We start from the raw sequence: 25706 nt of genomic DNA on the forward strand, positions 1-25706 counted from the left end.
CCGGCGGGTCACGGCCTGACCCCAGGGTCGCCTCGCCAGCGGAGAGCGGTACCGGCAGCTCGCCCGCCGCTCAGGCGGTGCGGGCCGGACACCGAACGACGACCGTTCAGCGGTCGTCGTCGTCCTCGTCGTCCGAGGACCAGCTCTTCCACGAAGGGTTGGTCTCCTCGCTCACCGGGGGACGGGTCTCGGTGACGAGATCGTTGTGGCCACGCGACGAGAGCTCCTGCTCGAGAGCCCTGTAGTTGGTGTCCGGGCTGAAGTACTTCAGCTCCCGGGCCACCTTCGTCTGCTTAGCCTTCTGACGGCCGCGCCCCATGGCATCGACCCCCTCTAACGTGGAAGCGGGGCGGCTCCGTGCTCACACGTGCGGCCCCGGGGTGCTGTTTCGTCTGTTCGCAGGGCAACGCTACATGGTCCGTGAGCATTCCGACCACCGAGCCCCGGCGCCCTGGACCGGAGCCGGACCGGAGCCGCAGGCGGCCAGGACCTCCGTCCCCGAGTGTGACGAAGGTCGCACGCGACTTGTGGTGAACTGCGCCACAAGTCCGGCATGGTGCGGTATAGGCGGCCGATCGCCGGATGTACCGTTGGCGGCGAGTCGGGTAGTTCGTCCCTCTCTGGCACTCTGACGAGGACTTCCGTGCGCCGGTCAGCCCAGCGGTGACTGATGTCACAGCTGTGTCACCCATATGGGTGGCAAAGTGGCCCCGTACGAAGTGCGGCATCTGAGGCATACGTCCATGCTGGACGTGTGAGGCAAGAGGGGGAGCGACCTGCAGGCTCAGTCCCAGGTCCGTCAGGAGGTACGTCCAGGATGTCGTCCAACCACGTCGACCCCGAGACACTGCTCACGCCATCGGAGGTCGCGAGCCTGTTTCGGGTCGACCCCAAGACCGTGACGCGGTGGGCGAAGGCCGGCAAGCTCTCGTCCATCCGGACCCTGGGCGGCCACCGCCGCTACCGCGAGTCCGAGGTGCGGGGCCTGCTCGACGGCCTGCCGCAGCAGCGCCAGGTCGACTGAGAGCTGTACGGGACGCCGGACGAGGTCCGGCGTCCATCGAGCTGCGCGCCACCGCCGCTCCGGCCAGAGCCGGCAGGAGCAGGTCGTGCCGACCGCACCGCCACCGGCACGAGGCGGACTCAGTGCCGAGCGATCCGCCGCACCACGCCGGTCACCAGCAGCACCGCCACCGCACCGGCGAGCCCCAGCACCACCCGCGCCCGCTTGCGCGCCTCGGGTGCGGCCGAGGGATCCGTCGCGTCGGCCACCAGCCGCTTGCCCTCCGCGACGGCTCGCTCAGCCTGCGTCTTGGGGTTCAGCCGGTCGGCCAGCTCGTCCACCGTCGCCGCGAGCTCCCCGCGCGTGAGCTCGAGCTCCGCTTCCAGCGCCTTCATGCGCTCGGACGTGCCCAGCTTCGGTGTTGCGCTCGAGTCGCTCATCAGTGCAGGCCCTCCTTGACGGCTGCCACGTCCTGCTGGACGTTCTCCATCGCGTGCTCCGGCGTCGGCGGCATCCCACGCTTCAGGCGCCGGACGCCGACCAGGGCCAGCAGGCCGACCACCAGGAAGATCGCCACGGTGATGATCAGGGCCGCGAGCCACGGCGCCACGGCGTTCGACAGGCCGATGATCGCCGTGGCGATCGCGGCGCCGACGCCGTAGAACGCCAGGAACCCCGCGGCGATCAGCAGCCCGCCGCCGATGCCCGCCTGCTTCGCCTTCTCGGCGAGCTCGGCCTTCGCCAGGTCGATCTCCGCGCGGACCAGGCGACCGGCCTGCTCCGACAGGTCGCTCACCAGCTGACCGAGCGACCTCGTGTCGCCCGGTACCGACGTCTGCGTGACCATGGCCCGACCCTTCGTCCGTCCGCGTCCTGCGACCTCAGTCTGCTGGTCAGCGGCCCAGCACGCGAGTCCTTCGGCGTCCGGACGGGGGTGTCAGTCCGCCCAGGGGTGCACCAGCTCCTCAGCCGGGTGCGTCGGCATGGGCGCCGGCGGGACTCCCAGCACGGGCCCCGGAGGCAGGTGGTTGCGACCCCAGGCGGCGGCGCCGGCCGCGAGCAGGAGCAGGGCGACGCCGACGATCAGCAGCGCCAGCCACAGCGGCAGCACGTGGGCCAGGCCGACCACCGCTGCGCCGACCATGAGTGCCAGTGCGAGGACCGTCAGGACGGCCGCCACGGCGAAGGCGATCGCGGACGGTCGCACCTGCACGGCGCGGGCTCGCACGGACCGGCTCACCGCGTCGAGCTCCGCCATCACGGACGAGCGGACCCGGTCCTCCATCCGACCGATCCGCTCCTTCGCCCGGTCGGCGATCGGCTCGGTGGTCCGGCCGGCGAGCCGGTGGGCGAGGCGGTCGAACAGGCCGTGGTGCTCGGGCTGCGGGGCGGAGGTCACGATGACGTCCTCGGTGGATAGGCGGCGATGGCTTGGTCCAGCTTAGGAGGACGGTCACCCTGTCACCGGGACGATCGGCCCCGACACGGCGCTGACGAGGGGTGACGTGGTGCACGGACGTGCACCGGGGCTATGGGTGCCCTCCGCTCAGGGGTTTCCCGGGCGCAACCAGGGTCCGTTCAGGGTCGGTGCCTGATGCCCGCGCCACCGCACGGCTCGCAGGATCGAGCCATGCCGACCCCGAGCCCTGCCCCCGACCAGCCCGCGGGCGCCACCTCCACTGCACCCGGTGCCGAGCCTGAGCCGCCGGATGGCAGCCGGGCGCCTGGTAGGCCGAGACGGCTCGCCGCCGTGGCGGCCGCGCTCGGTGCCGGCGCCCGCCGGGCGCCGTTCGTGGAGGACGAGGTGCTCGGCCTGGCCCAGCTGGTCGGCCCCGGAGCCGTCTGCGTGGACGTCGGCGCGGAGTTCGGGCTGTACACCTGGACCCTCGCGCACCTCGTCGGCCCCGCGGGTGCCGTGCACGCCATCGAGCCCCAACCCGACCTGACCCGGGTGCTCAGACTGGCCAAGCGCCTGGTCGGTGCGTCCCACGTCACGGTCCACCAGCTCGCCCTCGGTGCCGAACCGGGACGTGGGCACCTGTCGCTGCCGAGCCGACGCGGGATGCGGGTCCACGGCCGCGCGTTCCTGTCCGACGGCACGCACGGGCTCGGCTCCAACGCCGAGTTCAGCCGGCACCGCAGCCTGCCCGTGGAGGTCGACACCCTCGACGCCGTCGCGGCACGCCTCGCGCTGGCACGACTCGACCTGGTCAAGGCAGACGTCGAAGGCGCCGAGGAGCGGCTGCTCGCCGGCGGCAGCACGACGCTCCGCACCTTCCGGCCGCACCTGCTGCTCGAGCTCGAGGACCGCCACCTGGTGCGGTTCGACACGTCGGCGCGCAGCGTCGTCGGGCGGCTCGAGACGTTCGGCTACACCCCGTCGCACTGGGCGGACGGCGCCTGGCGGCCGGGCATCGTCGGCCGCAACGTCCTGTTCCGGGCCGGCGTGACGCCCGACGACGGACCTCGACCCTGAGGCCCTCGGTGCTCGTCGCCGGCCAGACTCACCTGCTCGGACGGCTGCGCTCGGACGGCGCACTCCCGACGGCGACCGGACGGCGAGCAGCGCGCCGCGGATCGAGGCCGACGAGGACCGCCGCCCCCACCGAGACGTGCATGGCGAGCAGCGCGCCCAGTGCCGGCAGGGACGCGGCCCCGAGAGGTCCGAGCAGCGAGACGCCGAACGTCACCAGGCAGATCACGCGCCACAACCCCACCCTGCGCGCGGGCTGGACGACGCGCAGCAGCACGGTCCGCACACCCCACGCCGCGACCGTGGCGAGCACCGTGACCACGACCACGGACGGCAGGTTGACGGTCGCCGGCGGCTCGCCCGCCACGAGACGGACGCCACCGAGCGGGACGGCGAGCACCCAGACGGCCGACGCGGCGAGCGCGGCCGCGACGGCGACGGACCAGACGGGGAACGGGCGGGACGGGTGCATGGTGCGGTCTCCTTCGGACGGGGTCCCGGGGTGGGACACGTCCGACGCTGGTGCACGGCGGTCGACGGCGGATCGTGCGATGGTCGAGCTGCGGGCCGACCGAGGGACCGGGCACCCCCTACCGAGGTAGGTCGACCGTGGTGGTGCCCGTTCCTAGGCTCGGCGCATGACCTCCGACCTCGTCGAATGCCCGCCTGAGGGGGTGCTGCGGGCTCATCGCGGCTCCCTCGTGCCGGCGCTCGTCGGGCTCGCAGTGCTGACCGTGCTGGCCGCGTGGCCGCACGCGTCCGGTGGGGTCCCACCGGCACCGCTGGTCCTCGACGTCGCCGTCGGCGTCGCCGCGCTCGCCACCGTCCCGCTGCTGCTGCGCCGGCCGACCCTGGCGGGTGTGCTGCTGGGGGTGCTCGCGGCGCTGAGCCCGGCGGCAACCCCGGCCGCCACCGCGGGGACGTTCGTGGCGGCACGGCTGCATCCCGTGCGCCTGTCGTGGCGGGTGGCGGCCGCCAGCACCGCCGGGCACGCGGTCCTCGTGCTGTGGCGGCCGACGGGCCTGCCGTGGGGCTGGTGGATGCTGTGCGACGTCGCCGTGCACGCCGCCCTCCTCGGGTGGGGTGCGTACCTGCGCGCCAGGGCGTCGCTGCTGGACGTGTGGCGCGAGCGTGCGGTTCGCGCCGAGCGCGAGCAGGCCAGGCGGGTCGACGAGGCACGGCTCGCCGAGCGGACCCGGATCGCCCGGGAGATGCACGACTCCCTGGCGCACCGGTTGTCGCTGCTGGCGACCACGGCCGGCGCCCTCGAGTACCGCCCGGACCTGCCGCCGCAGCGGGTCGCCGCCGCGGCGGGCGTGGTGCGGCAGCAGGCCGGTGCGGCGCTCGACGACCTGCGCACGGTCGTCGGCCTGCTGCGGTCCGGCCCCGACGAGCTGCACCCGCTGCCGGGGCTGGCCGACCTCGCCGCGCTCGTCGAGCAGCAGCGGGCAGCCGGGGCGCACGTCGACCTGCAGGTGCCCGACGACCTCGACCTGCCGGCCGCCGTCGGCCTCGCCGTCTTCCGCACCTGTCAGGAGGGGCTGACGAACGCCCGCCGGCACGCGCCCGGGAGCGCGGTGCGGGTGGAGGTCGCGCGATCGCACGACGCGGTGCACGTGCGGGTGCAGGACGACGGTCCCCGCGGCCGCGCGGACGTCCCGATCGAGGGGACGGGCACGGGCCTCGTGGGTCTGCGCGAACGGGTCGGGCTCCTCGGGGGACGCGTGGAGGCCCGTCCCGCGGCGGCCGGGTTCGTGCTCGACGTCGAGATCCCGGTGGTCCGATGACCGCGCCGGTCCGGGTGCTCGTGGTGGACGACGACCCGCTCGTGCGGTCCAGTCTCACGCTGATGCTCGACGGTGCGGACGGCATCGTCGTCGTAGGTGAGGTCGCGGACGGCGCCGGCGTCCCGGCGGCGCTCGACGCCCACCCGGTCGACGTCGTCCTCATGGACCTGCGCATGCCGGGGGTCGACGGTGTCGGGGCCACCCGGGCGGTGCGGGCGCGGCACGATCCACCGGCGGTCGTGGTGCTCACGACGTTCGACACCGGCGCGGAGATCGACGGTGCGATGGCGGCGGGCGCGAGCGGCTACCTGCTCAAGGACACGCCGCCACGTCGCCTCGTCGCCGCCGTCCACGCGGCCGCCGCCGGGGAGCCGGTGCTGTCCCCGACCGTCGCCCGTCGGCTGATGGACACCACGGCCCGCACGGGATCCGTCCGCGCGGACGCCCGGGCGCTGCTGGCCGCGCTGACCGCGCGCGAGCGGGACGTGGTGCTGGCGATCGGCGCAGGGGCGTCGAACGCCGACGTCGGGCGCCGGCTGTACCTGTCCGTGCCGACCGTCAAGGCCCACGTGTCGGCGATCCTGCTCAAGCTCGGGCTCGACAACCGGACCCAGATCGCGCTGCTGGTGCACGACGCGGGGCTCGACGACGGCCCGGAGTGAGACGTCGCGAACCGGCGCGGCGCGGGGCATGACGCACAGGGAGTGACGCGGTCGGGGAAACAGAAGAACCCCCTGGTCACCAGGGGGTTCTCGGCAGTGGCTCCGACCGGCGTCGATCCGGTGACCTCACGATTTTCAGTCGTGCGCTCTACCAACTGAGCTACAGAGCCTCGATACGACGACGCCGGTCCGAAGACCGGCGCCTCGAGCGACCCCGACGGGACTTGAACCCGCGACCTCCGCCGTGACAGGGCGGCGCGCTAACCAACTGCGCTACGGGGCCTTGGTGTAAGGCCTTTGCACTGCTCCGTACCCCCAACGGGATTCGAACCCGTGCTACCGCCGTGAAAGGGCGGGGTCCTAGGCCGCTAGACGATGGGGGCTCACGCCCCAACGTCGAGGCGTCGGAAGACCGGTGACGATCATACGGGTCAGGCGCCGAACCACCAAAGCGGGATCCTGTGGGGCGCGACACGTCGGCGCGGGACGGGAGGATGGGTCCGTGGTCGAGATGAGCCGGGAGGACTTCGAGGACGCGGTCCGCGACGCCCTCGACAGCATCCCGCCGGAGCTGGGCGAGCTGATGGACAACGTCGTCGTGCTGGTGGAGGACGACGGTCCGGAGGACGAGCCGGCGCTGCTCGGCCTGTACGAGGGCACGCCGCTCACCGAGCGGACCGATGCGTGGTTCGGCTCGCTGCCGGACCGCATCACCGTGTTCCGCAACCCGACGCTGGCCGTGTGCCACGACCGTGCCGAGGTGGTCGAGGAGGTGGCGGTCACCGTGGTGCACGAGGTGGCGCACCACTTCGGCATCGACGACGAGCGGCTGGAGGAGCTGGGGTGGGACTAAGGCGGCGCGTGGCGGCCGGGCCGCGGAGGCAGGGGAGCGGTCGATGACGGCGGCCGAGGGACACGGGCACGGCGGGCACGGTCATCCGCACGGCGCCACGGCTGCAGGTGCGCAGCGGGGGCGGCTGCTCGCGGTGCTCGTCGTCACCCTGGCCGTCATGGTCGCCGAGGTGGTCGGCGGGGCTGTCTCCGGGTCGTTCGCGCTGGTCGCCGATGCGGGTCACATGCTGACCGACGCCGGCGGGCTGGCCCTCGCGCTGGTCGCCACCGGGCTGGCCGCGCGACCGGCGACGGCCGCGCGGACCTACGGCTGGCAGCGGGCCGAGGTGCTGGCCGCCCTGGTCAACGGCATGCTCGTCGCCGTCGTCGGCGTGGTGGTGCTGGTCGAGGGCGTCCAGCGGCTGGTGCACCCGGGACCGGTCCGGGCCGGGCTGATGCTGGCCGTCGCCGCCGTCGGGCTCGTCGCCAACGGCGTGGGGCTCGCCCTGCTGCACCAGGGGCAGCGGCGGTCGCTCAACGTGCGGGCGGCCTACCTCGAGGTGCTCGGGGACCTGCTGGGCTCCGCCGCAGCGGTGGTCGCTGCGCTCGTCGTGCTCGGCACCGGCTGGACCCGTGCGGACGGCGCGGCGTCGGTGCTCATCGGCCTGCTGATCCTGCCGCGCGCTGCGGTGCTGCTCCGGCAGGTCGCCGACGTGCTGCTCGAGGCCACCCCGGAGGGTGTGGACCTGGAGACGGTGCGGACCCACATCGGCGGGCTGCCCGGCGTGCGCGGCGTGCACGACCTGCACGCCTGGACCATCACGTCCGGGGTGCCGGTGCTCTCGGCGCACGTCGTGGTGGACGACGACGTCCTTGCCGCGGGTGGCACCGGTCGTGTGCTCGACCAGCTGCGCGGCTGCCTCACCGGGCACTTCGACGTGGAGCACTGCACGTTCCAGCTGGAGCCGGCGTCCGGTGGACCGTCGGAGCCCGTGACCCACGCCTAGGCTCCCGGCATGCGCATCGGAGTGGTGATCCTGCCGCAGGAGAGGTGGTCGGTCTCCCGGCAGCACTGGCTCGAGGCGGAGCAGCTCGGCTTCGACCACGCGTGGACGTACGACCACCTGGCGTGGCGGTCGCTGGCCGACCAGCCGTGGTTCGCCACCGTGCCGCTGCTGGCCGCCGCCGGTGCCGTGACCAGCCGCATCGCGCTGGGCACCTGGGTCGCGTCGCCGAACTTCCGGCACCCCGTGCCGTTCGCCAAGGACGTGATGGGCCTCGACGACGTGACGGGCGGCCGGCTGCTGCTCGGCCTCGGGGCGGGCGGTGAGGGGTTCGACGCGCGCGTGCTCGGGCCGGCGCCGACCAGGGGCGAGCGGACGTCGCGGTTCGAGGAGTTCGTCGAGCTGCTGGACCAGCTGCTGACGCACCCGGTGACCGATCATGCGGGGCGCTGGTACACCGCGAACGACGCCCGGATGGTGCCGGGGACCATCGCCCGGCCGCGGCCGCCGTTCGTGGTGGCGGCCAACGGTCCGCGCACCATGGCGCTCGCGGCGCGGTTCGGGCAGGGGTGGACGACGTACGGCCCGGTGCCTCCGGACGAGCGCACCGCGGCAGCCCAGGACCAGTGGTGGGCCGGTCTGGCGGAGCTCGTGGCGGCGTACGACGAGATCGAGGCGGGCGCAGGACGGCACGAGCCGGCGCGTCGCTACCTGAGCATCGACGGTGCGCCGGAGTTCTCGCTGGAGTCCGTGGAGACCGCCGTCGAGGGCGTGCACCGGGCGGCCGAGCTCGGGTTCACCGACGTGGTGCTGCACCGGCCGCGGGCCGACGGCATCTACGCGGGCTCGCTGGACACGTACCGAGCGTTCGCCGAGCGGCTGCCCGAGCTGCAGCGGGTGGAGACCACGCCGCGTCGCTGAGGACCGCTCCGGTGCCTGGGGGCGGCGGACCGTCAGCGCGTCACGAGCGCCCGCCACGCCTCGCGCCGCTCGGCCTGCTCCACCGGGTCCGGCACCGGCAGGGAGGCCAGCAGCCGCTGGGTGTAGGGGTCCTGAGGCGCGCCGAGCACCTGAGCCCCGGTGCCCTGCTCCACCAGCTTCCCGTGGTGCAGCACGGCGATCCGGTCGGCCAGCAGGTCCACCACCGCGAGGTCGTGGCTGATGAACAGGCACGCGAAACCGAGCTCCTCCTGCAGCCGCGCGAACAGGTCGAGCACGCGGGCCTGCACCGACACGTCCAGGGCGGACGTCGGCTCGTCGGCGATCAGCAGCTCGGGGTCGAGCGCGAGGGCACGCGCCAGGGAGGCGCGCTGGCGCTGGCCGCCGGACAGCTCGTGCGGGAACCGGTCGCCGTACGCCTTGGGCAGCTGGACGGCCTCGAGCAGCTCGTCCACCCGCGGACGGGCGGCGTCCAGGTCCTTGGCGACGCCGTGCACCAGCAGCGGCTCGGCCACGCAGGCCGCGATGGTCAGCAGCGGGTTGAAGCTGGTGGCCGGGTCCTGGAACACGAAGCCGATGCGGCGCCGGACTGCCCGGAAGTCGCGCTCGTGGATGCCGCGCACCTGGGTGCCGAGCACCGTGAGCTCGCCGCCGGTGACCGGCGTGAGGCCGGCGATGGCCCGGCCGATCGTCGTCTTGCCGCTGCCGGACTCGCCGACCAGGCCGAGCACCTCGCCGGCGTGGATCGTCAGGTCGACACCGTCCACCGCGGTGAACCCCGGACGGCGGAACCGGCCCGGGTAGGTGATGGTGAGCGACCTCGCCTCGACCACCGGTGCGGCGGTCGACGGCGCCGCCGTCAGCGCGGTCTCGCCGACCGGGGCCGTCCGTGCCGAGGCGAGAGCCGGGCGCAACCGGGGCCCGCCCACCCGCGGCACCGCGTCGAGCAGCGCCCGCGTGTACGGGTGCTGCGGTGCCGAGAACAGCGTGCGGACGTCCGCCTGCTCGACGATCCTGCCGTGGTACATCACCGCGACCTGGTCGGCCAGGTCCGCCACCACGCCCATGTTGTGGGTGATCAGCACGATCGCGGTGCCGAACTCCTCGGGCAGCCGCCGCAGCAGGTCGAGGATCTCGGCCTGCACCGTGACGTCCAGGGCTGTGGTCGGCTCGTCGGCGATCACCAGGCCCGGGTTCAGCACCAGCGCCTGGGCGATGACGATGCGCTGCTTCTGCCCGCCGGAGAACTGGTGCGGGTAGTGCTTGGCGCGCTCCTCCGGGTCCGGGATGCCGACCCGGCGCAGCACGTCGACCGCCTCGCGGTGGGCCTCGGCTCGGCTCAGCCGGCGGTGGGCGCGCAGACCCTCGGCGATCTGCCAACCCACCGGGAACACCGGGTTCAGGGCCGTGGACGGCTCCTGGAACACCATGGCCGCGTCGCGGCCGCGGACCTCGCGCAGCCGGGAGGGGCTGAGCGAGAGCACGTCGGAGGACGCCGCGTCGTCGTTGCGGCGCAGCACCACGGCACCGGACGCCAGCGCCGTCTCGGGCAGCAGGCCCAGGATGGAGCGGGCGGTGACGGTCTTCCCGGAGCCCGATTCGCCGACGATGGCGAGCACCTGGCCAGGGTCGACGTGCAGGCTGACGCCGCGCACGGCGGCGACGTCACCCGCGTCGGTGGCGAACGTGACCTTCAGGTCCCGGACGTCGATGACGGGCTCCTGCGCGCTCATCGGGCACCTCCCGTCGTCTCGTCGTGCGAACCGGTCTCGTCGTGCGAGGCCGCCTCGTCGGCCACCGGCGGCGCGTCCAGCGGATCGACCTCGACCGCGTCCGCCTCGGACTGCACCGCCGCCCGTGCGCCCCGCCGACCGGCCGCGCGCCGCGTCCGCAGCCGCGGGTCCGCCAGGTCGTTGAGCGACTCGCCCACCAGCGTCACCCCGAGCACGGTCAGCACGATGGCGACGCCGGGGAACACCGACGTCCACCAGATGCCGCTGGTGACGTCCGAGAGGGCCTTGTTCAGGTCGTAGCCCCACTCGGCCGCCGCGGACGGCTCGATGCCGAACCCGAGGAAGCCCAGGCCGGCCAGCGTGAGGATCGCCTCGGAGCAGTTGAGCGTGACGATCAGCGGCAGCGTCCGCACCGAGTTGCGCAGCACGTGGCGCACCATGATCCGGGCCGGCGGCGTGCCGATCACCTTGGCCGCCTCGACGAACGCCTCCGCCTTGACGCGCACCACCTCGGACCGCACCACGCGGAAGTACTGCGGCACGAAGACGACGGTGATCGAGATGGCGGCCGCGAGGATGCCGCCCCACATCGAGGACTGCCCCTTGCTGATCACGATGGCCGCGACGATCGCCAGCAGCAGCGACGGGAAGGCGTAGATGGCGTCCGCGACCACCACGAGCACGCGGTCGATCCAGCCGCCGAAGTACCCCGAGACCAGGCCGAGGAAGATGCCGAGGAAGATCGACAGCACCACGGCGGCGATCATCACCAGCAGGGCGGTGCGGGTGCCCCACACCACCCGGGAGAGCACGTCGTAGCCCCCGACGGTGGTGCCGAGCAGGTGCGCGGCGGACGGTGCCTTCTGGGCGCCGAACGCGACCGAGCCGCTGCGCAGCTGGGAACCGCCGTAGGGCGCGATCAGCGGCGCGAGGATCGCCGTGACCAGGAAGGTCGCGGTGATCACCACGCCGGTGACCAGCATGCCGCGCTGCAGCCCGACGCTGGTGCGCAGCTGGCGCACCACGGGCAGCCGCTTCCAGAGAGGTCCACGGGTCGGCAGGGCGTCGACGGGGATGTCCGCCGGGTCGGCCGGGGTGTCGTTGGGGACGGAGACGTCGGCGGTCATCAGTAACGGATCCTCGGGTCGACCAGGGCGGCGATGACGTCGACCACGAAGTTGGTCACCGCCACGATGACGGCGAGCAGGGCCACCATGCCCTGCACCGCCACGAAGTCCCGGGCCAGCAGGTACTGCACCAGCTGGAAGCCGAGGCCCTTCCACTCGAACGTGGTCTCGGTCAGCACCGCGCCGCCCAGCAGCATGGCCACCTGCAGACCGATCACCGTGATGATCGGCACCAGCGCGGGCCGCCAGGCGTGCGTGCGCAGCAGCCGCCGCTCCGAGACGCCGCGGGAGCGCGCCGCCTCGACGTAGCCGGTCTGCAGCGTTCCGATCACGTTGGTGCGGACCAGCCGCAGGAACACCCCGGCGGTCAGCAGGCCGAGGGCCACCGCGGGCAGCACCGCGTGCTGCAGCACGTCGCCGACCACCGCCGGGTCGCCGGTGGAGATCGCGTCGATCAGGTAGATGCCGGTGCCGGCGCCCTGCGTCTTCATGGTGAGGATCGAGCGCGTCGTCGCGCGACCCGCCACCGGCAGCACGTTGAGCCACACGGCGAACACGAGCTTGAGCACCATGCCGGCGAAGAACACCGGGGTGGCGTAGGCGAGGATCGCCGAGACGCGGAGCACGGCGTCGGGGCCCTTGTCCCGCCGCGCCGCGGCGATGCGGCCCAGCGGGATGCCGATGAGGAACGCCACCACCAGGGCGTACACGGCGAGCTCCAGCGTCGCCGACCCGAACGTGGTGAGCACCTGCGTCACCGGCCGGTGGTCGGTGATCGTGGTACCGAAGTCGCCGTGGGCGATGCCGGACACGTAGTGCCAGTACTGCACCAGGATCGGCTTGTCGTACCCGGCGGCGTGGATGCGCTCCTTCAGCTGCTCCGGCCCGAGCCGGCCGCCCAGCGCCGCGGTGATCGGGTCACCCGTCGACCGCATCAGCACGAAGACGACGGTGACCAGGATCAGCACCGTGGGGAAGATCAGCAGGAACCGCACCAGCAGGTAGCGGCCCAGCCCGCCGCCGCGGTGGCGGGACGCCCCGGCGGCCGGGGCAGGGTCGGCGGCGGGCTCAGCCGTCGCCACGTCGGTTGTGGACACGAGGACCTCGAGGAAGCAGGCGGCGCGATGCCGCGCGGACGTGCTGGAGGACGGGCAGGGGGGCGGCCCCCTCGACGTGCGAGGAGACCGCCCCCGTCAGCCGGGAGTCGTCCGTCAGCTCTTGGACAGGGCGCCGTAGCGGAACTTGAAGGACGCGTCGAGCGTGTCCTTCGCACCCTGCACGTTCTTGCCGACCACCGCGACCTGGGCACCCTGCAGCAGCGGCACGGTGGACAGGTCCTGGGCCACCGTGTCCTGGATCTTCTGGATCAGGGCGGTGCGGGCCGACGCGTCCGTCGTGGTGGCCTGCTGCTGGATCAGCTGGTCCACCGTCGGGTTGTCGTAGTGGTTCTTCAGGAAGCCGCCCTGCAGGAAGAACGGCGTCAGGTAGTTGTCGGCGTCCGAGTAGTCCGGGAACCAGCCGAGCTGGTACTCGGGGTAGACGTCCGACGTGCGGTCCTTGGAGTACTGCTGCCACTCGGTGCTCTGCAGGTTCACCTTGAACAGGCCCGAGCTCTCCAGCTGGTCCTTGACCAGCGCGTACTCGTCGGCGGACGACGGGCCGTAGTGGGCCGGCGTGTACTGCAGGTTCAGCGTGACCGGGGTGGTGACGCCGGCGTCGGACAGCGCCTTGGTCGCCTTGTCCTTGTCCGGACCGCCCTTGCCGTCCCCGTACAGACCCTTGAGCGACTCCGTGGCACCGGTCAGACCCTGGGCGACGTAGGAGTACAGCGGCGTGTAGGTGCCCTTGTAGACCTGGTCGGCGATCGCCTTGCGGTCGACGACGTCGGCGACGGCCTGACGGACCGCGAGAGCCTTGGCCGGGTCGGCCTGGGGGGTCTTCGCGCCGTACGGCTGGGTGTCGAAGTTGAAGACGATGTAGCGGATCTCGCCGCCGGGACCGTCGACCACCTGCACCTTGCTGTCCGAGCGCAGCGAGTCGACGTCGGTCGCCGACAGGCTGCGGAACGCGACGTCGATGTTGCCCTGCTGGACGTCCAGCTTCAGGTTCGACGAGTCCGCGTAGTACTGGACGTTGACGTTGGCCGTCTTCGGGGCGCCGTAGATGCCCTGGTAGTCCGGGTTGGCCTTGTACGAGATCAGCTCGTTGAGCGTGTAGCTGGTGATCACGTACGGACCGGCGAAGGCGTTCGCCTTGACGATGTCCGCGTCCGGGGTCAGCGCCGTCGGCGAGAACACCTTCTCGTCGACGATCGGGCCGGCCGGGCTGGACAGGACCTGCGGGAACGTCTGGTCGTTGGGCGACTTCAGGTGGAAGACGACCGTGGTCGGGTCCTTCACCTCGGTGCTGTCCAGGTTGAACAGCAGCGAGGACGGGCCGTTCTGGTCGTTGATCTTCAGCACGCGGTCGAACGAGAACTTCACCGACGTGGCGGTGAGCGGGTCGCCGTTGGCGAACTTCAGGTTCGGCTTCAGCTTGACCGTGTACTCGGTGGGGCTGGTGAACGAGGCGGACTGCGCGATGTCGGGCTTGACGTCCGGGCTCCCGTACGGGGTGTTCATCAGGAACGGGAACACCTGGTTGATCACGGCGAAGGAGCCGTTGTCGTACTCGCCCGCGGGGTCGATCGTCGTGATCTTGTCCGTCGTCCCGATCGTCAGCGCGGTGCTGGAGCCACCGGTGGAACCCGTGGTCGCGTTCGCGCCGCTCTTGCCACTGCTGCACGCAGCGAGCAGGAGCGTGGTCGCCGCAAGCCCAGCCGTGATCGCCCACACACGGCGACGTGTCGTCGCGGATGCCATCCGCCACCTCTTTCGTCGTTGCTCGATCGCCTCGCGCCCCGCGCGACGGCGTCCCGACGCGCCCCGAGCGGGCGCGCACCGCCTCAGGAGAGCACGGGAGGTTTACCGACCGGTAACCCGATGATCACGAACAGGTCTCGGTCCGCGATCCGAGGCCAGAAATCTCAGCATCCGGACGCGGCGCGGCCGGCCGGGGCGTTCTCCAGCTCGAGCAGCCGCTGCTTGCGGACCAGCCCGCCGGCGTACCCGGTGAGCGCCCCACCGGCGCCGACCACCCGGTGGCACGGCACCACGACGCACAGCGGGTTGCGGCCGATGGCGGCGCCCACGGCTCGGACCGCCGTCGGTCGGCCCAGCTCCCGCGCCACGTCGGTGTAGGTGCGCGTCTCGCCGTACGGGATGCGCGCGAGCGCGTCCCACACCGCGCGCTGGAACGGGGTGCCGAGCGGTGCGTGCGGCACGTCCAGGGAGCGGCGGGTGCCGGCGAAGTACTCCTGGAGCTGGTCGGCCGCCTCGGTGAGGACCGCCTCGGCGGGATCGGCGTCCGGGCCGGCGGGGACGGTGACGGCCGGGCCGAACCGCTCGTCGGCGGGGCGGTAGCGCTGGTCCTGCATGTACAGGCCGGCCAGGCGTCCCTCGTCGTCAGCCACCAGGGTGAGCGGGCCGAGCGGGGAGTCGACGACGGTGTGGATCATCACAAGACCTCCGATGCGTGGAGCGGGTTCCGGGGCCGGTCGGGCAGATCGGTGTCCGGGAGCTGGTTGACGGCGTGGGTGCCCGTGGCCCACAGGTGCTGCACGGCATAGGCGCGCCACGGTGACCAGGCGCGGGACTCCTGCTCGAGGGCGGCCGGTGACGTGGGCAGCCCGAGGCGCCGGGCGGCCTGCCGCACACCGAGGTCGCCGGGCAGGAAGGCGTCGGGGTCGCCGAGCGCCCGCATGGCGACGGTCTCGACGGTCCACGGCCCGATGCCCGGCAGCGCCGCCAGTGCCGCGCGAGCGGCCGCGCGGCCGGCGCCCGCGTCGAGCACCACGTCGCCGTCGGCCAGCGCGCGGGCCAGGCCGAGCAGCGTGTCGCGCCGGGACGCCGGCATGGCGAGCAGCCCGGCGGTGACCGCCTCGTCCGCGAGCAGCTGGGCCGGCCGCGGGAACAGGTGGGTCAGGCCGCCGTCGGGGTCCGTGACCGGGGTCCCGAGCGCCGTCACGAGCCTGCCGGCGTGCGTGCGGGCCGCCGACGTGGACACCTGCTGACCGATCACCGCGCGCAGCGCCATCGCGTCGGGGTCCAGGGTGCGCGGCACCCGTCGTCCTCGGGACGACCGCACGAGGGGCCGCAGCCGGCGGTCCGCGGACAGCGCCTCGTCGATCGCCACGGGGTCCGCGTCGAGGTCCAGCAGCCGGCGCGTGCGGGCGACCGCCGCCGGCAGGTCGCGAAGGTCGGTCAGCCGCACGGTGACCGGGAAGGCGCCCTCCCGCGGCGGGTGCACGGCGACCACCCCAGGGCCGTGCGGCAGCGGCACGGTGGAGCGGTAGGCGCCGCGTCGGTACTCCTCGACGCCCGGGACCGCGGTCGCCACCAGGTGGCCCAGCAGGTTCGACGGGTCGAGGGGCAGCCGGTACGGGAGCCGCAACGAGAGAGCCCCCGGGTGGCTCGGTGCACGGCGGGAGGCCGCCGCTCGCAGCTCGGTGGGCGTCAGGGCGTAGGTCGCCCGGACGGCGTCGTTGAACGCCCGTACGGAGGCGTAGCCGGCCGCGAAGGCGACCTCCGTCATCGGCAGCTGCGTCGACTCGACGAGCGTGCGGGCCGTCTGCGCGCGGCGGGCCGCCGCGAGGGCCAGCGGGCCGGCGCCCAGCTCACCCTGCAGCAGCCGCTCGAGCTGGCGGGTGCTGTAGCCGAGCGCGGCAGCGAGTGCGGGCACGCCGCCGCGGTCCACCAGCCCGTCCTCGATCAGCCGCATCGCCCGGGCCACGACGTCCGAGCGCACGTCCCATGCCGGTGAGCCGGGGCTGGCGTCGGGGCGGCACCGCTTGCAGGCGCGGAAGCCCGCCTGCTGGGCGGCCGCTGCCGAGGGGTAGAAGCGCATGCGGTCGTCCCGCGGGGTGCGGGCGGGGCAGCTGGGACGGCAGTAGATGCCGGTGGAGAGCACCGCCGTGTAGAACCAGCCGTCGAAGCGGGGGTCGCGGCTGCGGACGGCCGCCAGGCAGGCGTCCGCGTCCGGGATGCCGGGACGTGGTGCGGTGGTGGCGGCCGGTCGCACCGCGGGCGGCGCGGTGGCCGCGGGAGGGATCGGGGCGGGCACCCGTCGATGGTGCGCCCTGGGCGGCGGCTGAGGCTAGCGAGAATCCGACATCGCGGTGCTGCGGGCGGTGCTCGCGCCCGCGGTCAGGACGGCCGGTGCGACCGGCGGAACTCCAGTGCGGTCTGCTGCGCCTGCGTGTGGACGATGCGGCGGAACGAGTCGTGCAGCAGCTGCTCGCGTGGTGAGCCTGCGCACTCCTCGACGGCGGCCAGCCACGCACGCCGCGCCGCGTGCACGTCGTCGTCGCTCACGGTCACCCACGGCTCGTCCGCGGTCTCGTCGCTGGTCACCGGCATATAGTGCCTGGAAGGCGGTCGGCGTTCGGCCGACTTGTGGACATCTCACCCGCGAACCACTCGAACGTGGGCGTGTCAAGGAGCGGACAGAACCGTTCCGCGTCCGGCCGGGTGGGCGTCGGCGAGCTCCGGAGCATCGGGCATGCTGGGTCCGTGCTCGACGACTTCGACGGGGTGCTGAGCCGCGCCCGCAGCGGAGCGGGCGAGGCGTTCACCCTCCTGTACGGCGATCTGTCGAAGCCTGTCGCCGCCTACGTCCGCGCGCAGGGCGTGCGCGAGGTGGAGGACGTGACGAGCGAGGTGTTCCTCGCCGTCTTCACCGGGCTCAGCGGCTTCACCGGGGACCAGGCGCACTTCCGGTCGTGGGTGTTCACCATCGCGCACCGTCGGGTGATGGACCACTGGCGCCGCAGCGCCCGCACCGTGCCGCAGGTGCCCTACGAGCCGGCGGACGACGACCGGGCCGTCGGCAGTGCCGAGGCCGACGCGATGGACGTGCTGGGTCACCAGCGGGTGCTCGCGCTGCTGGGCCGGCTGACGGGCGAGCAGCAGGAGGTGCTGGTGCTGCGGGTGGTGGCCGACCTCACCGTCGAGCAGGTCGCGGAGGTGGTCGGACGGTCCGAGGGGGCGGTCAAGGCGCTGCAGCGGCGGGGGCTGGCGACCCTCCGCAAGATGATCGAGACGGAGACCGTGCCCCTATGACCGGTTTCGACGATTACGAGGGCATGAGGTCTCAGGACGACGAGCGGCTGCTGACCGGGCACGCAGTGCCCGGCGACGGCGCCCTCGTCGACCTGTTCGACTCGCTCCGCGCCATGGCCCAGGAGCCGGCGCCGGCCCCCACGGCCGAGCTGGCCGCGCTGCTCGAGGCCGGGCTGCCACCGCGCGTCGCGCCGGTGCCGTTCCCCGTGCTCGTGGGACGTGCCGTGCGGCAGCGCGCCAGTGCCGCGAGCCGGTGGGTCGGTGGCCTCGGGCTGGCCGGCAAGGTGGTGCTCGGCGCCGGGATCGCGATGGCCGGCGTGACCGGTGCCGCGACCATCCCGGCGGTGCCGGACGTGGTGCAGCAGCCGGCCCACACCGTGCTGGTCGACGTCGGCCGCGTCTTCGGAGGTGGTGGCGTCGAACCCGCACCGGCGCCCAGCAGCTCCACCACCGCCCCGCACCGCGACGACACGCGCCGGACGGGACTGCCTGACGACGTCTCCGGGGAGACCGCCGGTGCGGTCGGGGACCCGGGCGCCGAGCCCGCGACGTCGGCGGGAAGTGCCGACGCGAAGGACGGCCGGGACGGCTCACGTCCGGAGCAGGGTCGTTCGCCGGCCGTCGCCGGGACCGGGTCGCCCGCCGTGGCGGGGCAGGGGACGTCCGCCGAGCGCGGCTCGTCCGGCGGCCGCACGTCGTCCGACCAGGGGTCGTCGGGCGACCGCTCGTCGAGCGACCAGGCGCCCGCGACCAGCTCGAACGAGTGGATGACGCGCAAGCAGGACGTCGCCCCCGCGCCCTCGCCGGAGCCGTCGTCGTCCCCCTCGCCGAAGCCCGACGCCAGCCCGTCGCCGTCCGAGCACTGAGCGGACCGGAGCGCGTCGCGCTGATCCGGCCGGAGAAATCTCGGCGGACCCCGTAACCCTCCGCGCGGCGCCCGCGATTGCGGGGGTGAGGGCGGCACGAGCCGCCGGACAGACGGCGCGGTCCCGACGGACCGCGCTCCTGCGAACCGGAGGAATCACGTGAGCACTTCGACAGCTGCGGCCGTTCTGGCCAAGATCGCCGGGCTCAGCGTCGCGGGCAAGGCCACCGTCGGCGTCGTCATCGCCGCGGGCGTGGTCGGTGTCGCCGCCAGTGCGCCCGCCATCGCGGACCAGTTCACCGGCTCGGCCACCGCCCCGGTGCCCGGCGTGACCAGCTCCGCCGACGCGAGCGAGTCCGCCGAGGCCGTGGAGACCGAGAAGCCCGAGGCCACCGAGACCCCCGAGGCGAGCGAGACCCCCGAGGCGAGCGAGACCGCTCGTCCGCTGCCGACGGACCTGCCGTCCGCCGCGGCGTTCGGCCAGAGCGTCGCCGCGGATGCGCGCGACGGCGGTGTCGACGGCCCGCAGATCGCGCTCCGCGCGCACGAGCGCAACGACCTGCGCAAGGACGCGGCCTCGCCGGAGCCGTCCGAGACGGCCGACGCCACCGAGTCGGCGGACGTGCACGCGCCTCGCGTGCTGCCGACCGCCGTCCCGACCGCGGCCGTCGAGTCGCACCACTGAGCCGAGCGGCCCTCGAGGCCGCTCACACACGTCGCCCGGCGGACCCCCTGCTGCCGGGCGACAGCACGGGACGGCCCTCGTAGGTCGCCCAGCACGAACGCCGCCCGGTGGACCCCCTGCCACCGGGCGGCGTTCTGCTGTGTGAGACCCGCTCAGACCTGCTCGGACCCGAGCGGCGACCCCGCCTCCCCGGTCACAGCCCGCGGCCGGACGGCGAGACGAGGATCTTCACGGCCGTCTCGTTGTGGTGGATCAGGGTGTCGAACCCCTGGTCGATCAGGTGGTCGAGGCCGATCCGGCCCGTGATGAACGGCGCCAGGTCGACCTTGCCCTGCTCCACCAGGGGGATCACCTTCTGGTGCGAGTTGACGTAGGCGATGGTGCCGCGCACGTCGAGCTCTTTGAGCACGATCTTGGTGAGGTCGAACGTGCCGGGGTGGGCCCAGATGGCGATGACGACCAGCACGCCCTGCGGGGCGAGCGCGTCCACCAGCGTGTCGAGGGCCGGCTGCACCGAGGTGCACTCGAACCCCACGGCGGCACCGGCCCCGCCGGTCAGCTCGCGCACCCGTGCGACGACGTCCTCCGACCGCGGGTCCAGCACGTGCTGCGCCACGCCCGAGTCGACGGCCTTCTGCCGGCGCAGCGGGCTCGGCTCGCTGATGATCACCGTGACGCCGATCGCCTTGAGGACGGCGGACGTCAGCAGCCCGATCGGGCCGGCGCCGACCACCAGCGCCGTGTCGCCGGCCTTGGCGCCGCTGCGCTCCACCGCGTGGTACCCGACCGAGAGCGGTTCGATCAGCGCCGCCTGGTCGAGCGGGACGGTGTCGGCGATCTTGTGCACCCAGCGGCGCTTGACGGAGATCTTCTCGCCGAGCCCGCCGCCGCGGCCGCCGAGGCCGATGAAGTTCATGTCCTTCGACAGGTGGTAGCTGCGGCTGTCCGGGCCTGTGTCGACGTCGTCCGCGACGATGTACGGCTCGACCACCACGTGGTCGCCCACGGCCAGGTCCGTCACACCCTCTCCGACGGCGCTGACGACGCCCGACATCTCGTGGCCCAGCGTGATGGGCGCCGACTCGCCGCTGATCGGCTGCGGGTGCCCGGCGGGCGGCACGAAGATCGGTCCCTCCGCGTACTCGTGGAGGTCGGATCCGCAGATCCCGCACCACGCCACGTCGATGCCGACCTCGCCAGCCGCGACCGGCGGCTCCGGGATCTCGTCGATGCGGATGTCTCCGCGGTCGTAGTAGCGCGCTGCCTTCATGGCTCATCTCCCTTGATGAGGCCGGGCCTGAGAACACCCGGCCGTACGTCCATCCTGCGCCCGGCCGGACGGTGCCCCGTGGCGTGGAGGGCGTCGACGGGCACCCTCGATCGGCCGGTTCTTCCAGGTCGGCGCTATGTAGGGGACGTTCGTCCTAGGTGGATGCGCGCATCGACTCAGGCGTGCTCGGTGACGAGCCGGACGGCGAACCCGATCAGCGCCACCCCGGTGACCCGGTCGAGCGCACGGCGCACCGCGGGCCGCCCGACGACGTGCCGGGCACGCGTCAGCAGGTGGGCGTAGCCGACCTGCCAGGCGAAGGTCAGCACCACGTGGATCACCACGAGCACCGCCAGCCCGCGGGCGCCCGGCAGGGACGGGGGAGCGAGCGTCGGCAGCATCGCCGTGTAGAACACCGCGATCTTCGGGTTGAGCAGGTCGGTGGTCAGGCCGGTGAGGAATGGTGCTCGCGCGGTCGTGCCCGCGGGCGGCGTCAGCTCGACGTCGGTGCCGGCGACGGGCGCGTGCTGCGTCCGGAAGGCCTGGACACCGAGGTAGAGCAGGTACAGCACCGCGAGCACCTTCACGACGAGGTACGCCCGGGGTGATGCCGTCAGCAGCGCCGTCAGCCCGAGCACGGCCAGCGTGCCCCACACCAGCAGGCCGGTGACGATGCCGGCCGCGGCACGGGTGGCGGCCTGCCGTCCACCGACCAGCGCGGCGCGGGTGATCACCGCCATGTCCGGTCCGGGCAGGACGGTCAGCAGCGCCAGCACCCCGGTGGCGACCAGCAGGTGGCTCAGCATGGGCACAGTGTGCGAGCCGGGGGGTGCGGTTCCCAGGGGGTGTTCGGCAGTCGGTCGGTGGTCGGTCGGCGGCAGGCCGGGACGTCGCCGCAGCCGGCCGGCTCAGCCGGCCGTCGGGACCGGCAGGGTCGAACCGGCAGGCAGGGGCTGGTGCGGGCAGCCGGCCAGGACACCGGCCATCGCCGTGCGCTCGGCGGTGGTGACGGTCAGCCCGTACGTGTACTTCACGCCGACCTGCCGGGCGACGTAGGCGCAGCGGTACGCGGCGTTCGGCGGCAGCCACTGCGCGGCGTTGCCGTCGGACTTCTGCGTGTTCAGCGGGCCGGAGACCGCCAGCAGGTTGAGCGGGTCGTTGCCGAGGCGGAACCGCGTGGTGGGGTCCCAGGCGGCTGCGCCGCTGGCCCACGCGTCAGCGAGGGCGACGACGTGGTCGATCTGCACGTCGTTCGAGGTGCTGGTGCCGCGCGTGAAGGCGATGGTCGTCCCGGAGTAGGGGTCGGCGAGCGTGCCCGAGAGCACCACGCAGTCGTGCGTGCCGGGCTTGACCATCACGTCGTGCAGGTCGCGGCGCAGGATGTCGTTGCGGGTGTCGCAGCCGTTGCGGTCCAGGTCGACGGCCCGGTAGCCGAACAGGTCGCGCTGGTAGCCGGACGTGCTCGGGGAGTCGTGGACGCGCAGCGCGGCGAGGGCGGCGAGCGCATCCTGACCCCGTCCCGCGGGGAGTGCCGCGGAGCTGTCGGCGGCCGCGGCGGCGGAGGCTCGGGGCGTCGCCGACGCGGGCGTCGGCTCCGCGCGCGTCGCCGCTGTCGCGGTCGGCTCGGTGTGCGGTGCCGCCGTCGCGGCGGCGACGCCGACGCCGATCAGGCACAACGCCACCAGCAGCGCGCCGGCGCGTCCCCTACGAGCCGTCAGGGCGATTCCATTCCGCTGCATCGACGCCATCGTGTCGGCACCGGGCGGCCGTCGCGTCGCACCGGCTGCGCGACTCGCCGGGCCGTGTTGTCGATCCGTGCCTGTGCCGTTCGACCACCAGGTGAGAGGGTCGACGACCGACCCCGAACCGAGAGGTGACCACCGTGGCGAAGTACATGCTGATCATGCGGCCGTCGGACGAGACGTTCGCGGCGATGATGTCCCGGCCGTTCGAGGAGATTCTCGAGACGGTCGGGAGGTTCAACGACGAGCTGATCAGGGCCGGCGTGCTGCTCGCGGCGGAGGGGCTGGACCCGGAGGTCAGCGTCGTCGTCGACTACTCCAGCGAGCCGCCGCTGGTGACCGACGGGCCGTACGGCGAGACCAAGGAGCTGTTCGGCGGCTACTACCTGCTCGACGTGGCGAGCCAGGAGGAGGCCGTCGAGTGGGCCAAGCGCATGCCGCCGTTCCCGGGGGCGAAGACGGAGATCCGGCGCGTCACGGAGATCGACGAGTTCCCGCAGGACAACGAGTGGGTGGTCAAGGAGCGGGCGTGGCGCGAGCAGACGGGCCAGCTCTGACCCCCGACGCCGACCCCGCCGCGCCCCGACCGGCAGTCGCCGGGACGCCTCGCGACCCGCACGAGGCGTCCCGGGCGGCGGTGGAGGCGGTCTGGCGGATCGAGTCCGCGCGGATCGTCGGCACGCTGGCCCGCTGGACCGGCGACTTCTCGCTGGCCGAGGACCTGGCCCAGCAGGCCCTGGCCGAGGCGCTGGAGAGCTGGCCGCGGGACGGCGTCCCGGCCAACCCGGGCGGGTGGCTGCTGACCGTCGGGCGGCGGCGGGGGATCGACGGCTTCCGGCGCCGGGCAGCCCTCGACGAGCGCTACGCAGCGCTGGCGCAGGGGCTGCGCGAGGGGGAGCTGGTGTCGTCGTCGGGCGCCCCGCAGGCGCACGCCGGGCTCGACGCGTTGCTGCCAGACCCGGACGAGATCGACGACGACGTGCTCGCCCTGGTGTTCATCGCCTGCCACCCGGTGCTCTCCGCCGAGGCGCGCGTGGCGATGACGCTGCGGGTGGTGGCGGGACTGACGACGGACGAGATCGCGCGGGCCTTCCTGGTGCCGCGCGCCACGGTCCAGGCCCGCATCACCCGCGCGAAGAAGACCCTGGCCGCCGCGAAGGTGCCGTTCGCGCTGCCGGCGCCCGACGAGCGGCGCCAGCGGCTCGGCGGCGTGCTGAGCGTGCTGTACGTCGTCTTCACCGAGGGCTCCACCGCGACGGCCGGCGACGACCTGCTGCGCGTGGACCTGGCCCGCGAGGCGCTCCGACTGGCCCGGGTGCTGTCCCGGCTGCTGCCGGCGGAGCCGGAGGTGCACGGTCTGCTGGCGCTGATGGAGCTGACGGTCGCCCGGTTCCCGGCCCGCACCGGGCCGGACGGTGAGGCGGTCGGCCTGCAGGACCAGGACCGCCGGCTGTGGGACCGCGCCGCCGTCGCACGCGGGCAGGCCGCACTGGCGCGCGCGGTGCAGGCGGGGCGGGGTCTCGGTCCGTACGGGCTGCAGGCCGCGATCGCCTCGTGCCACGCGGCCGCGCCGTCGGTGGACGCGACCGACTGGGAGCGGATCGTGCTGCTCTACGAGGCCCTCGGGCGGGTCGCGCCGTCACCGGTGGTGGAGCTGAACCGGGCCGTCGCCGTCGCGATGCTGCACGGCCCGCTGACCGCGCTCGCGATCGTGGACGAGCTGGCGGCGGACGGGCGCCTCGCGGCGTCGCACCTGCTGCCGAGCGTCCGCGGCGAGCTGCTCGCCCGGCTCGGGCGTCCGACGGAGGCCCGAGCGGAGCTGCTGCGCGCAGCCGAGCTGACCACCAACCGGCGCGAGCGGGAGCTGCTGGAGCGCAAGGCCGCCGACCTGTCCGACGGCTGATCGCTCAGCGGTCCGCGGCCGTGCAGATGCAGGACCGGTTGCCGTCCGCGTCCTCGACCACCCAGTACCGCGGCGCCGCACGGTCGCTGACCAGGCGGCCGCCGGCGTCGAGCACCGCCTCGAGCCGCCGCTCGCCCTCGTCGATGCCCACCCACACGTCGAGGTGCCACCGCTGCTCGAACGGCTGCGCCGGCAGCGCCAGCGGGGCCTCCGCGTCTCCGGGCTCCTGCCACCACAGCGTCGGCACCTGCCCGGACGGGTCCACCGCCTCGCCGTTCGCGACCGTGCCGCCCAGCAGCGCGGCGTAGAACGGCGCGAGCCGCGACCCCGCGGCCGTGTCGAGCCCCAGCTCGAGCTGCGTGAGCCCGACGACGTCGGACGCGATGCCCTGCGCCGCCGCCACCTCGCTGATGCGCCGCGCCAGGTCGACGTCCCGGTCGGTGACCCCACCGGCATCGTGGCTGGTCAGCGTGACGATCACGTCCGGATAGGTCAGCTGCACGTCCGGGTGGTGGTTCGCGGCCTCGGCCAGCTCGCCGATCCGGTTCATCAGTGCCAGCCCGGTGGCGAAGTCGCCGGTGCGGAACCGGGCCTTGAGCCGTCCCAGCAGCTGCCGCCAGTCGGCGAGACCGGCGTCACGCACCTGGGTGGTGGTCAGCGGGGCATCAGCCATCGTGCGCTCCCTCGGTGGTCCTTCGGGGCAGGACGACCTCACGGTAAGCCGGGGACGCTCGCGGCCGCCCGATGTGCCGATCAGAACGCCCCGAAGCGCAGCCCCCACACGATGACCAGGTTCACCACGCCGATCGCGATGCCGATCCACGCGAGGACGCGGCCACGGGGGCCGTACCCGGCGGCGTCCAGGGCGTTCGCCTTGCGCAGGCCGGCGACGCCCAGCCAGACGACGACGAACGACCCGATGTAGAACCCCGTGAAGAGGCCGGCGGCCAGCATCACCAGGGACACGACGAAGGACGCCACCGCCATGCCGTTCTTCGGTTCCACGACCGGGGTCGGGGCGTACATCGGGGCGCCGATCGGCGGTGCGGGGTAGACGGGACCCGCGGGGTAGCCGGGGGCACCGTACGACGGGGTGCCGTACGACGGGGTGCCGTACGACGGGGCACCGGTCGGCGAGCCGTAGGCGGGTGCACCGGTGGGCGTTCCGTAGCCCGGGGTGCCGGTCGGGGCACCGAACGTCGGGCTGCCGTAGGCCGCGGTGCCGTAGGTCGGCGTTCCGTAGCTCGGTGTGCCGTACGGGTTCGGTACCTGGTGGTCCGGCGTGGGCGGGGCAGGGGCCGGAACCGGTGCCGCGGCCGACCAGGGCTGCGCCGGCGCGGCCCACTGCGGTGCGGGTGCGGGGGAGGCGTACGGGTCCGGCTGTGCCGGCTGCCACGACGTGAGGCCCACCGCCTCGCCGTCCGGTCCGGCCTGGCCCGACGGCGGGTAGGAGTCGTTGCTCGACACGGTGCCCCCTTCGCGATGATGCAGTCGGGGACTGTCATCGGCGCGTGGACCTGCGAA

General features: G+C 73.6%; 29 protein-coding genes and 3 tRNA genes. 12 read left to right on the forward strand and 20 right to left on the reverse strand.

Features of this window, described 5'->3' with window-relative positions; all coding sequences use genetic code 11:
• Nucleotides 1-106: 106 nt before the first annotated feature.
• Nucleotides 107-319 carry a DUF3073 domain-containing protein gene (locus QMF98_RS02150; RefSeq protein WP_263731470.1) on the reverse strand — a complete coding sequence of 71 codons (213 nt, stop codon included), beginning with the start codon at nt 317-319 and terminating at the stop codon, nt 107-109.
• A gap of 498 nt (nt 320-817) precedes the next feature.
• On the opposite strand from QMF98_RS02150, the gene QMF98_RS02155 reads away from it, so the two are divergent.
• Complete coding sequence (locus tag QMF98_RS02155; RefSeq protein WP_263731471.1) at nt 818-1024, forward strand: BldC family transcriptional regulator; 207 nt, start codon at nt 818-820, stop codon at nt 1022-1024.
• Nucleotides 1025-1143: 119 nt separating this feature from the next.
• Here QMF98_RS02155 and QMF98_RS02160 read toward each other — a convergent pair whose 3' ends face one another.
• The 3 genes from QMF98_RS02160 to QMF98_RS02170 form a co-directional block, all read right to left on the reverse strand.
• On the reverse strand, nt 1144-1443 hold the full coding sequence (locus QMF98_RS02160) for a DUF3618 domain-containing protein (protein WP_337974444.1): 300 nt from the start codon (nt 1441-1443) through the stop codon (nt 1144-1146).
• Complete coding sequence (locus tag QMF98_RS02165) at nt 1443-1850, reverse strand: phage holin family protein (protein ID WP_337974445.1); 408 nt, start codon at nt 1848-1850, stop codon at nt 1443-1445. Before QMF98_RS02165 ends, QMF98_RS02160 begins: the two co-directional genes overlap by 1 nt.
• A 90-nt stretch (nt 1851-1940) precedes the next feature.
• Nucleotides 1941-2402 carry a phage holin family protein gene (locus QMF98_RS02170; protein WP_263731474.1) on the reverse strand — a complete coding sequence of 154 codons (462 nt, stop codon included), beginning with the start codon at nt 2400-2402 and terminating at the stop codon, nt 1941-1943.
• A 351-nt stretch (nt 2403-2753) separates the two neighbouring features.
• On the opposite strand from QMF98_RS02170, the gene QMF98_RS02175 reads away from it, so the two are divergent.
• The gene (locus tag QMF98_RS02175) at nt 2754-3479 is read left to right on the forward strand and encodes an FkbM family methyltransferase (RefSeq protein WP_337974446.1); all 726 of its coding nucleotides are present in this window, start codon (nt 2754-2756) and stop codon (nt 3477-3479) included.
• A gap of 28 nt (nt 3480-3507) precedes the next feature.
• Here the strand turns inward: QMF98_RS02175 and QMF98_RS02180 are convergent, their stop codons facing one another.
• On the reverse strand, nt 3508-3948 hold the full coding sequence (locus tag QMF98_RS02180) for a DUF6069 family protein (RefSeq protein WP_337974447.1): 441 nt from the start codon (nt 3946-3948) through the stop codon (nt 3508-3510).
• Between the two features lie 166 nt (nt 3949-4114).
• On the opposite strand from QMF98_RS02180, the gene QMF98_RS02185 reads away from it, so the two are divergent.
• Nucleotides 4115-5263, forward strand: a complete 1149-nt coding sequence (locus QMF98_RS02185) for a sensor histidine kinase (protein ID WP_337974448.1) — start codon at nt 4115-4117, stop codon at nt 5261-5263.
• Entirely contained in the window at nt 5260-5925 is a 666-nt protein-coding gene (locus tag QMF98_RS02190; protein ID WP_337974449.1) for a response regulator transcription factor, read from the forward strand. The genes QMF98_RS02185 and QMF98_RS02190 overlap by 4 nt, the downstream gene beginning before the upstream one ends.
• Nucleotides 5926-6022: 97 nt before the next feature.
• Here QMF98_RS02190 and QMF98_RS02195 read toward each other — a convergent pair.
• The 3 genes from QMF98_RS02195 to QMF98_RS02205 form a co-directional block, all read right to left on the reverse strand.
• Nucleotides 6023-6095: transfer RNA gene (locus QMF98_RS02195), tRNA-Phe, on the reverse strand.
• A 39-nt stretch (nt 6096-6134) separates the two neighbouring features.
• Nucleotides 6135-6208, reverse strand: a tRNA-Asp gene (locus tag QMF98_RS02200).
• Between the two features lie 27 nt (nt 6209-6235).
• Nucleotides 6236-6308 (reverse strand) — tRNA-Glu (locus QMF98_RS02205).
• Between the two features lie 128 nt (nt 6309-6436).
• Between QMF98_RS02205 and QMF98_RS02210 the strand changes: the two genes are divergently transcribed.
• From QMF98_RS02210 to QMF98_RS02220, 3 genes are read left to right on the forward strand one after another with little or no spacing between them, the layout of a single operon-like run.
• Nucleotides 6437-6778 (forward strand): metallopeptidase family protein, encoded by a 342-nt coding sequence (locus QMF98_RS02210; RefSeq protein ID WP_291761562.1) that lies wholly within the window; start codon nt 6437-6439, stop codon nt 6776-6778.
• A 43-nt stretch (nt 6779-6821) separates the two neighbouring features.
• Nucleotides 6822-7763 carry a cation diffusion facilitator family transporter gene (locus tag QMF98_RS02215; protein ID WP_337974450.1) on the forward strand — a complete coding sequence of 314 codons (942 nt, stop codon included), beginning with the start codon at nt 6822-6824 and terminating at the stop codon, nt 7761-7763.
• A 9-nt stretch (nt 7764-7772) separates the two neighbouring features.
• Nucleotides 7773-8681 (forward strand): LLM class flavin-dependent oxidoreductase, encoded by a 909-nt coding sequence (locus QMF98_RS02220; protein ID WP_337974451.1) that lies wholly within the window; start codon nt 7773-7775, stop codon nt 8679-8681.
• 32 nt (nt 8682-8713) lie between these two features.
• Here the strand turns inward: QMF98_RS02220 and QMF98_RS02225 are convergent, their stop codons facing one another.
• The 7 genes from QMF98_RS02225 to QMF98_RS02255 form a co-directional block, all read right to left on the reverse strand.
• Nucleotides 8714-10432 carry an ABC transporter ATP-binding protein gene (locus QMF98_RS02225; RefSeq protein ID WP_337974452.1) on the reverse strand — a complete coding sequence of 573 codons (1719 nt, stop codon included), beginning with the start codon at nt 10430-10432 and terminating at the stop codon, nt 8714-8716.
• On the reverse strand, nt 10429-11559 hold the full coding sequence (locus QMF98_RS02230; protein WP_337974453.1) for an ABC transporter permease: 1131 nt from the start codon (nt 11557-11559) through the stop codon (nt 10429-10431). The genes QMF98_RS02225 and QMF98_RS02230 overlap by 4 nt, the downstream gene beginning before the upstream one ends.
• Entirely contained in the window at nt 11559-12641 is a 1083-nt protein-coding gene (locus QMF98_RS02235) for an ABC transporter permease (RefSeq protein WP_337975529.1), read from the reverse strand. Before QMF98_RS02235 ends, QMF98_RS02230 begins: the two co-directional genes overlap by 1 nt.
• A 129-nt stretch (nt 12642-12770) precedes the next feature.
• Nucleotides 12771-14420 carry an ABC transporter substrate-binding protein gene (locus tag QMF98_RS02240; RefSeq protein WP_337974454.1) on the reverse strand — a complete coding sequence of 550 codons (1650 nt, stop codon included), beginning with the start codon at nt 14418-14420 and terminating at the stop codon, nt 12771-12773.
• A gap of 164 nt (nt 14421-14584) precedes the next feature.
• The gene (locus QMF98_RS02245; RefSeq protein ID WP_337974455.1) at nt 14585-15115 is read right to left on the reverse strand and encodes a methylated-DNA--[protein]-cysteine S-methyltransferase; all 531 of its coding nucleotides are present in this window, start codon (nt 15113-15115) and stop codon (nt 14585-14587) included.
• Entirely contained in the window at nt 15115-16719 is a 1605-nt protein-coding gene (locus tag QMF98_RS02250) for an AlkA N-terminal domain-containing protein (protein ID WP_337974456.1), read from the reverse strand. The genes QMF98_RS02245 and QMF98_RS02250 overlap by 1 nt, the downstream gene beginning before the upstream one ends.
• A gap of 83 nt (nt 16720-16802) precedes the next feature.
• Entirely contained in the window at nt 16803-17009 is a 207-nt protein-coding gene (locus tag QMF98_RS02255; RefSeq protein ID WP_291761362.1) for a hypothetical protein, read from the reverse strand.
• 159 nt (nt 17010-17168) lie between these two features.
• On the opposite strand from QMF98_RS02255, the gene QMF98_RS02260 reads away from it, so the two are divergent.
• From QMF98_RS02260 to QMF98_RS02270, 3 genes are all read left to right on the forward strand, one after another.
• The gene (locus QMF98_RS02260; protein WP_337974457.1) at nt 17169-17717 is read left to right on the forward strand and encodes an RNA polymerase sigma factor; all 549 of its coding nucleotides are present in this window, start codon (nt 17169-17171) and stop codon (nt 17715-17717) included.
• A 23-nt stretch (nt 17718-17740) separates the two neighbouring features.
• A complete protein-coding gene (locus QMF98_RS02265; RefSeq protein WP_337974458.1) occupies nt 17741-18583 on the forward strand; it encodes a hypothetical protein in 843 nt (280 codons plus the stop codon).
• Nucleotides 18584-18742: 159 nt separating this feature from the next.
• On the forward strand, nt 18743-19267 hold the full coding sequence (locus tag QMF98_RS02270) for a hypothetical protein (protein ID WP_337974459.1): 525 nt from the start codon (nt 18743-18745) through the stop codon (nt 19265-19267).
• 193 nt (nt 19268-19460) lie between these two features.
• On the opposite strand, the gene QMF98_RS02275 is transcribed toward QMF98_RS02270, so the two are convergent.
• From QMF98_RS02275 to QMF98_RS02285, 3 genes are all read right to left on the reverse strand, one after another.
• Complete coding sequence (locus tag QMF98_RS02275) at nt 19461-20537, reverse strand: 2,3-butanediol dehydrogenase (RefSeq protein WP_337974460.1); 1077 nt, start codon at nt 20535-20537, stop codon at nt 19461-19463.
• 176 nt (nt 20538-20713) lie between these two features.
• The gene (locus QMF98_RS02280; protein ID WP_337974461.1) at nt 20714-21343 is read right to left on the reverse strand and encodes a LysE family translocator; all 630 of its coding nucleotides are present in this window, start codon (nt 21341-21343) and stop codon (nt 20714-20716) included.
• A 102-nt stretch (nt 21344-21445) separates the two neighbouring features.
• Nucleotides 21446-22276: an HNH endonuclease family protein gene (locus QMF98_RS02285; protein ID WP_337974462.1), complete on the reverse strand. Its 831-nt coding sequence runs from the start codon at nt 22274-22276 to the stop codon at nt 21446-21448.
• 143 nt (nt 22277-22419) lie between these two features.
• On the opposite strand from QMF98_RS02285, the gene QMF98_RS02290 reads away from it, so the two are divergent.
• Together QMF98_RS02290 and QMF98_RS02295 are read left to right on the forward strand one after the other, a co-directional pair.
• Nucleotides 22420-22836, forward strand: coding sequence for a YciI family protein (locus QMF98_RS02290; protein ID WP_337974463.1), 417 nt, complete (start codon nt 22420-22422; stop codon nt 22834-22836).
• 80 nt (nt 22837-22916) lie between these two features.
• The gene (locus QMF98_RS02295; protein WP_337975530.1) at nt 22917-24182 is read left to right on the forward strand and encodes an RNA polymerase sigma factor; all 1266 of its coding nucleotides are present in this window, start codon (nt 22917-22919) and stop codon (nt 24180-24182) included.
• Between the two features lie 4 nt (nt 24183-24186).
• Here the strand turns inward: QMF98_RS02295 and QMF98_RS02300 are convergent, their stop codons facing one another.
• Together QMF98_RS02300 and QMF98_RS02305 are read right to left on the reverse strand one after the other, a co-directional pair.
• Entirely contained in the window at nt 24187-24855 is a 669-nt protein-coding gene (locus tag QMF98_RS02300; protein WP_337974464.1) for a 4a-hydroxytetrahydrobiopterin dehydratase, read from the reverse strand.
• Nucleotides 24856-24935: 80 nt separating this feature from the next.
• Nucleotides 24936-25649, reverse strand: a complete 714-nt coding sequence (locus tag QMF98_RS02305; RefSeq protein WP_337974465.1) for a DUF4190 domain-containing protein — start codon at nt 25647-25649, stop codon at nt 24936-24938.
• Nucleotides 25650-25706 lie beyond the last annotated feature (57 nt).

It is taken from the genome of Cellulomonas sp. NTE-D12, from assembly GCF_027923705.1.
Taxonomy (GTDB): domain Bacteria; phylum Actinomycetota; class Actinomycetes; order Actinomycetales; family Cellulomonadaceae; genus Cellulomonas.

Bases quoted from the DNA above. Each gene is read 5' to 3' on its own strand.
- QMF98_RS02265 (WP_337974458.1), top strand. From the start codon at position 17,741: ATGAGGTCTCAGGACGACGAGCGGCTGCTGACCGGGCACGCAGTGCCC.
- QMF98_RS02280 (WP_337974461.1), bottom strand. From the start codon at position 21,343: ATGCTGAGCCACCTGCTGGTCGCCACCGGGGTGCTGGCGCTGCTGACC.
- QMF98_RS02160 (WP_337974444.1), bottom strand. From the start codon at position 1,443: ATGAGCGACTCGAGCGCAACACCGAAGCTGGGCACGTCCGAGCGCATG.
- QMF98_RS02190 (WP_337974449.1), top strand. From the start codon at position 5,260: ATGACCGCGCCGGTCCGGGTGCTCGTGGTGGACGACGACCCGCTCGTG.
- QMF98_RS02150 (WP_263731470.1), bottom strand. From the start codon at position 319: ATGGGGCGCGGCCGTCAGAAGGCTAAGCAGACGAAGGTGGCCCGGGAG.
- QMF98_RS02245 (WP_337974455.1), bottom strand. From the start codon at position 15,115: ATGATCCACACCGTCGTCGACTCCCCGCTCGGCCCGCTCACCCTGGTG.
- QMF98_RS02210 (WP_291761562.1), top strand. From the start codon at position 6,437: ATGAGCCGGGAGGACTTCGAGGACGCGGTCCGCGACGCCCTCGACAGC.
- QMF98_RS02185 (WP_337974448.1), top strand. From the start codon at position 4,115: ATGACCTCCGACCTCGTCGAATGCCCGCCTGAGGGGGTGCTGCGGGCT.
- QMF98_RS02285 (WP_337974462.1), bottom strand. From the start codon at position 22,276: ATGCAGCGGAATGGAATCGCCCTGACGGCTCGTAGGGGACGCGCCGGC.
- QMF98_RS02155 (WP_263731471.1), top strand. From the start codon at position 818: ATGTCGTCCAACCACGTCGACCCCGAGACACTGCTCACGCCATCGGAG.
- QMF98_RS02220 (WP_337974451.1), top strand. From the start codon at position 7,773: ATGCGCATCGGAGTGGTGATCCTGCCGCAGGAGAGGTGGTCGGTCTCC.
- QMF98_RS02225 (WP_337974452.1), bottom strand. From the start codon at position 10,432: ATGAGCGCGCAGGAGCCCGTCATCGACGTCCGGGACCTGAAGGTCACG.
- QMF98_RS02230 (WP_337974453.1), bottom strand. From the start codon at position 11,559: ATGACCGCCGACGTCTCCGTCCCCAACGACACCCCGGCCGACCCGGCG.
- QMF98_RS02180 (WP_337974447.1), bottom strand. From the start codon at position 3,948: ATGCACCCGTCCCGCCCGTTCCCCGTCTGGTCCGTCGCCGTCGCGGCC.
- QMF98_RS02240 (WP_337974454.1), bottom strand. From the start codon at position 14,420: ATGGCATCCGCGACGACACGTCGCCGTGTGTGGGCGATCACGGCTGGG.
- QMF98_RS02165 (WP_337974445.1), bottom strand. From the start codon at position 1,850: ATGGTCACGCAGACGTCGGTACCGGGCGACACGAGGTCGCTCGGTCAG.
- QMF98_RS02275 (WP_337974460.1), bottom strand. From the start codon at position 20,537: ATGAAGGCAGCGCGCTACTACGACCGCGGAGACATCCGCATCGACGAG.
- QMF98_RS02300 (WP_337974464.1), bottom strand. From the start codon at position 24,855: ATGGCTGATGCCCCGCTGACCACCACCCAGGTGCGTGACGCCGGTCTC.
- QMF98_RS02215 (WP_337974450.1), top strand. From the start codon at position 6,822: ATGACGGCGGCCGAGGGACACGGGCACGGCGGGCACGGTCATCCGCAC.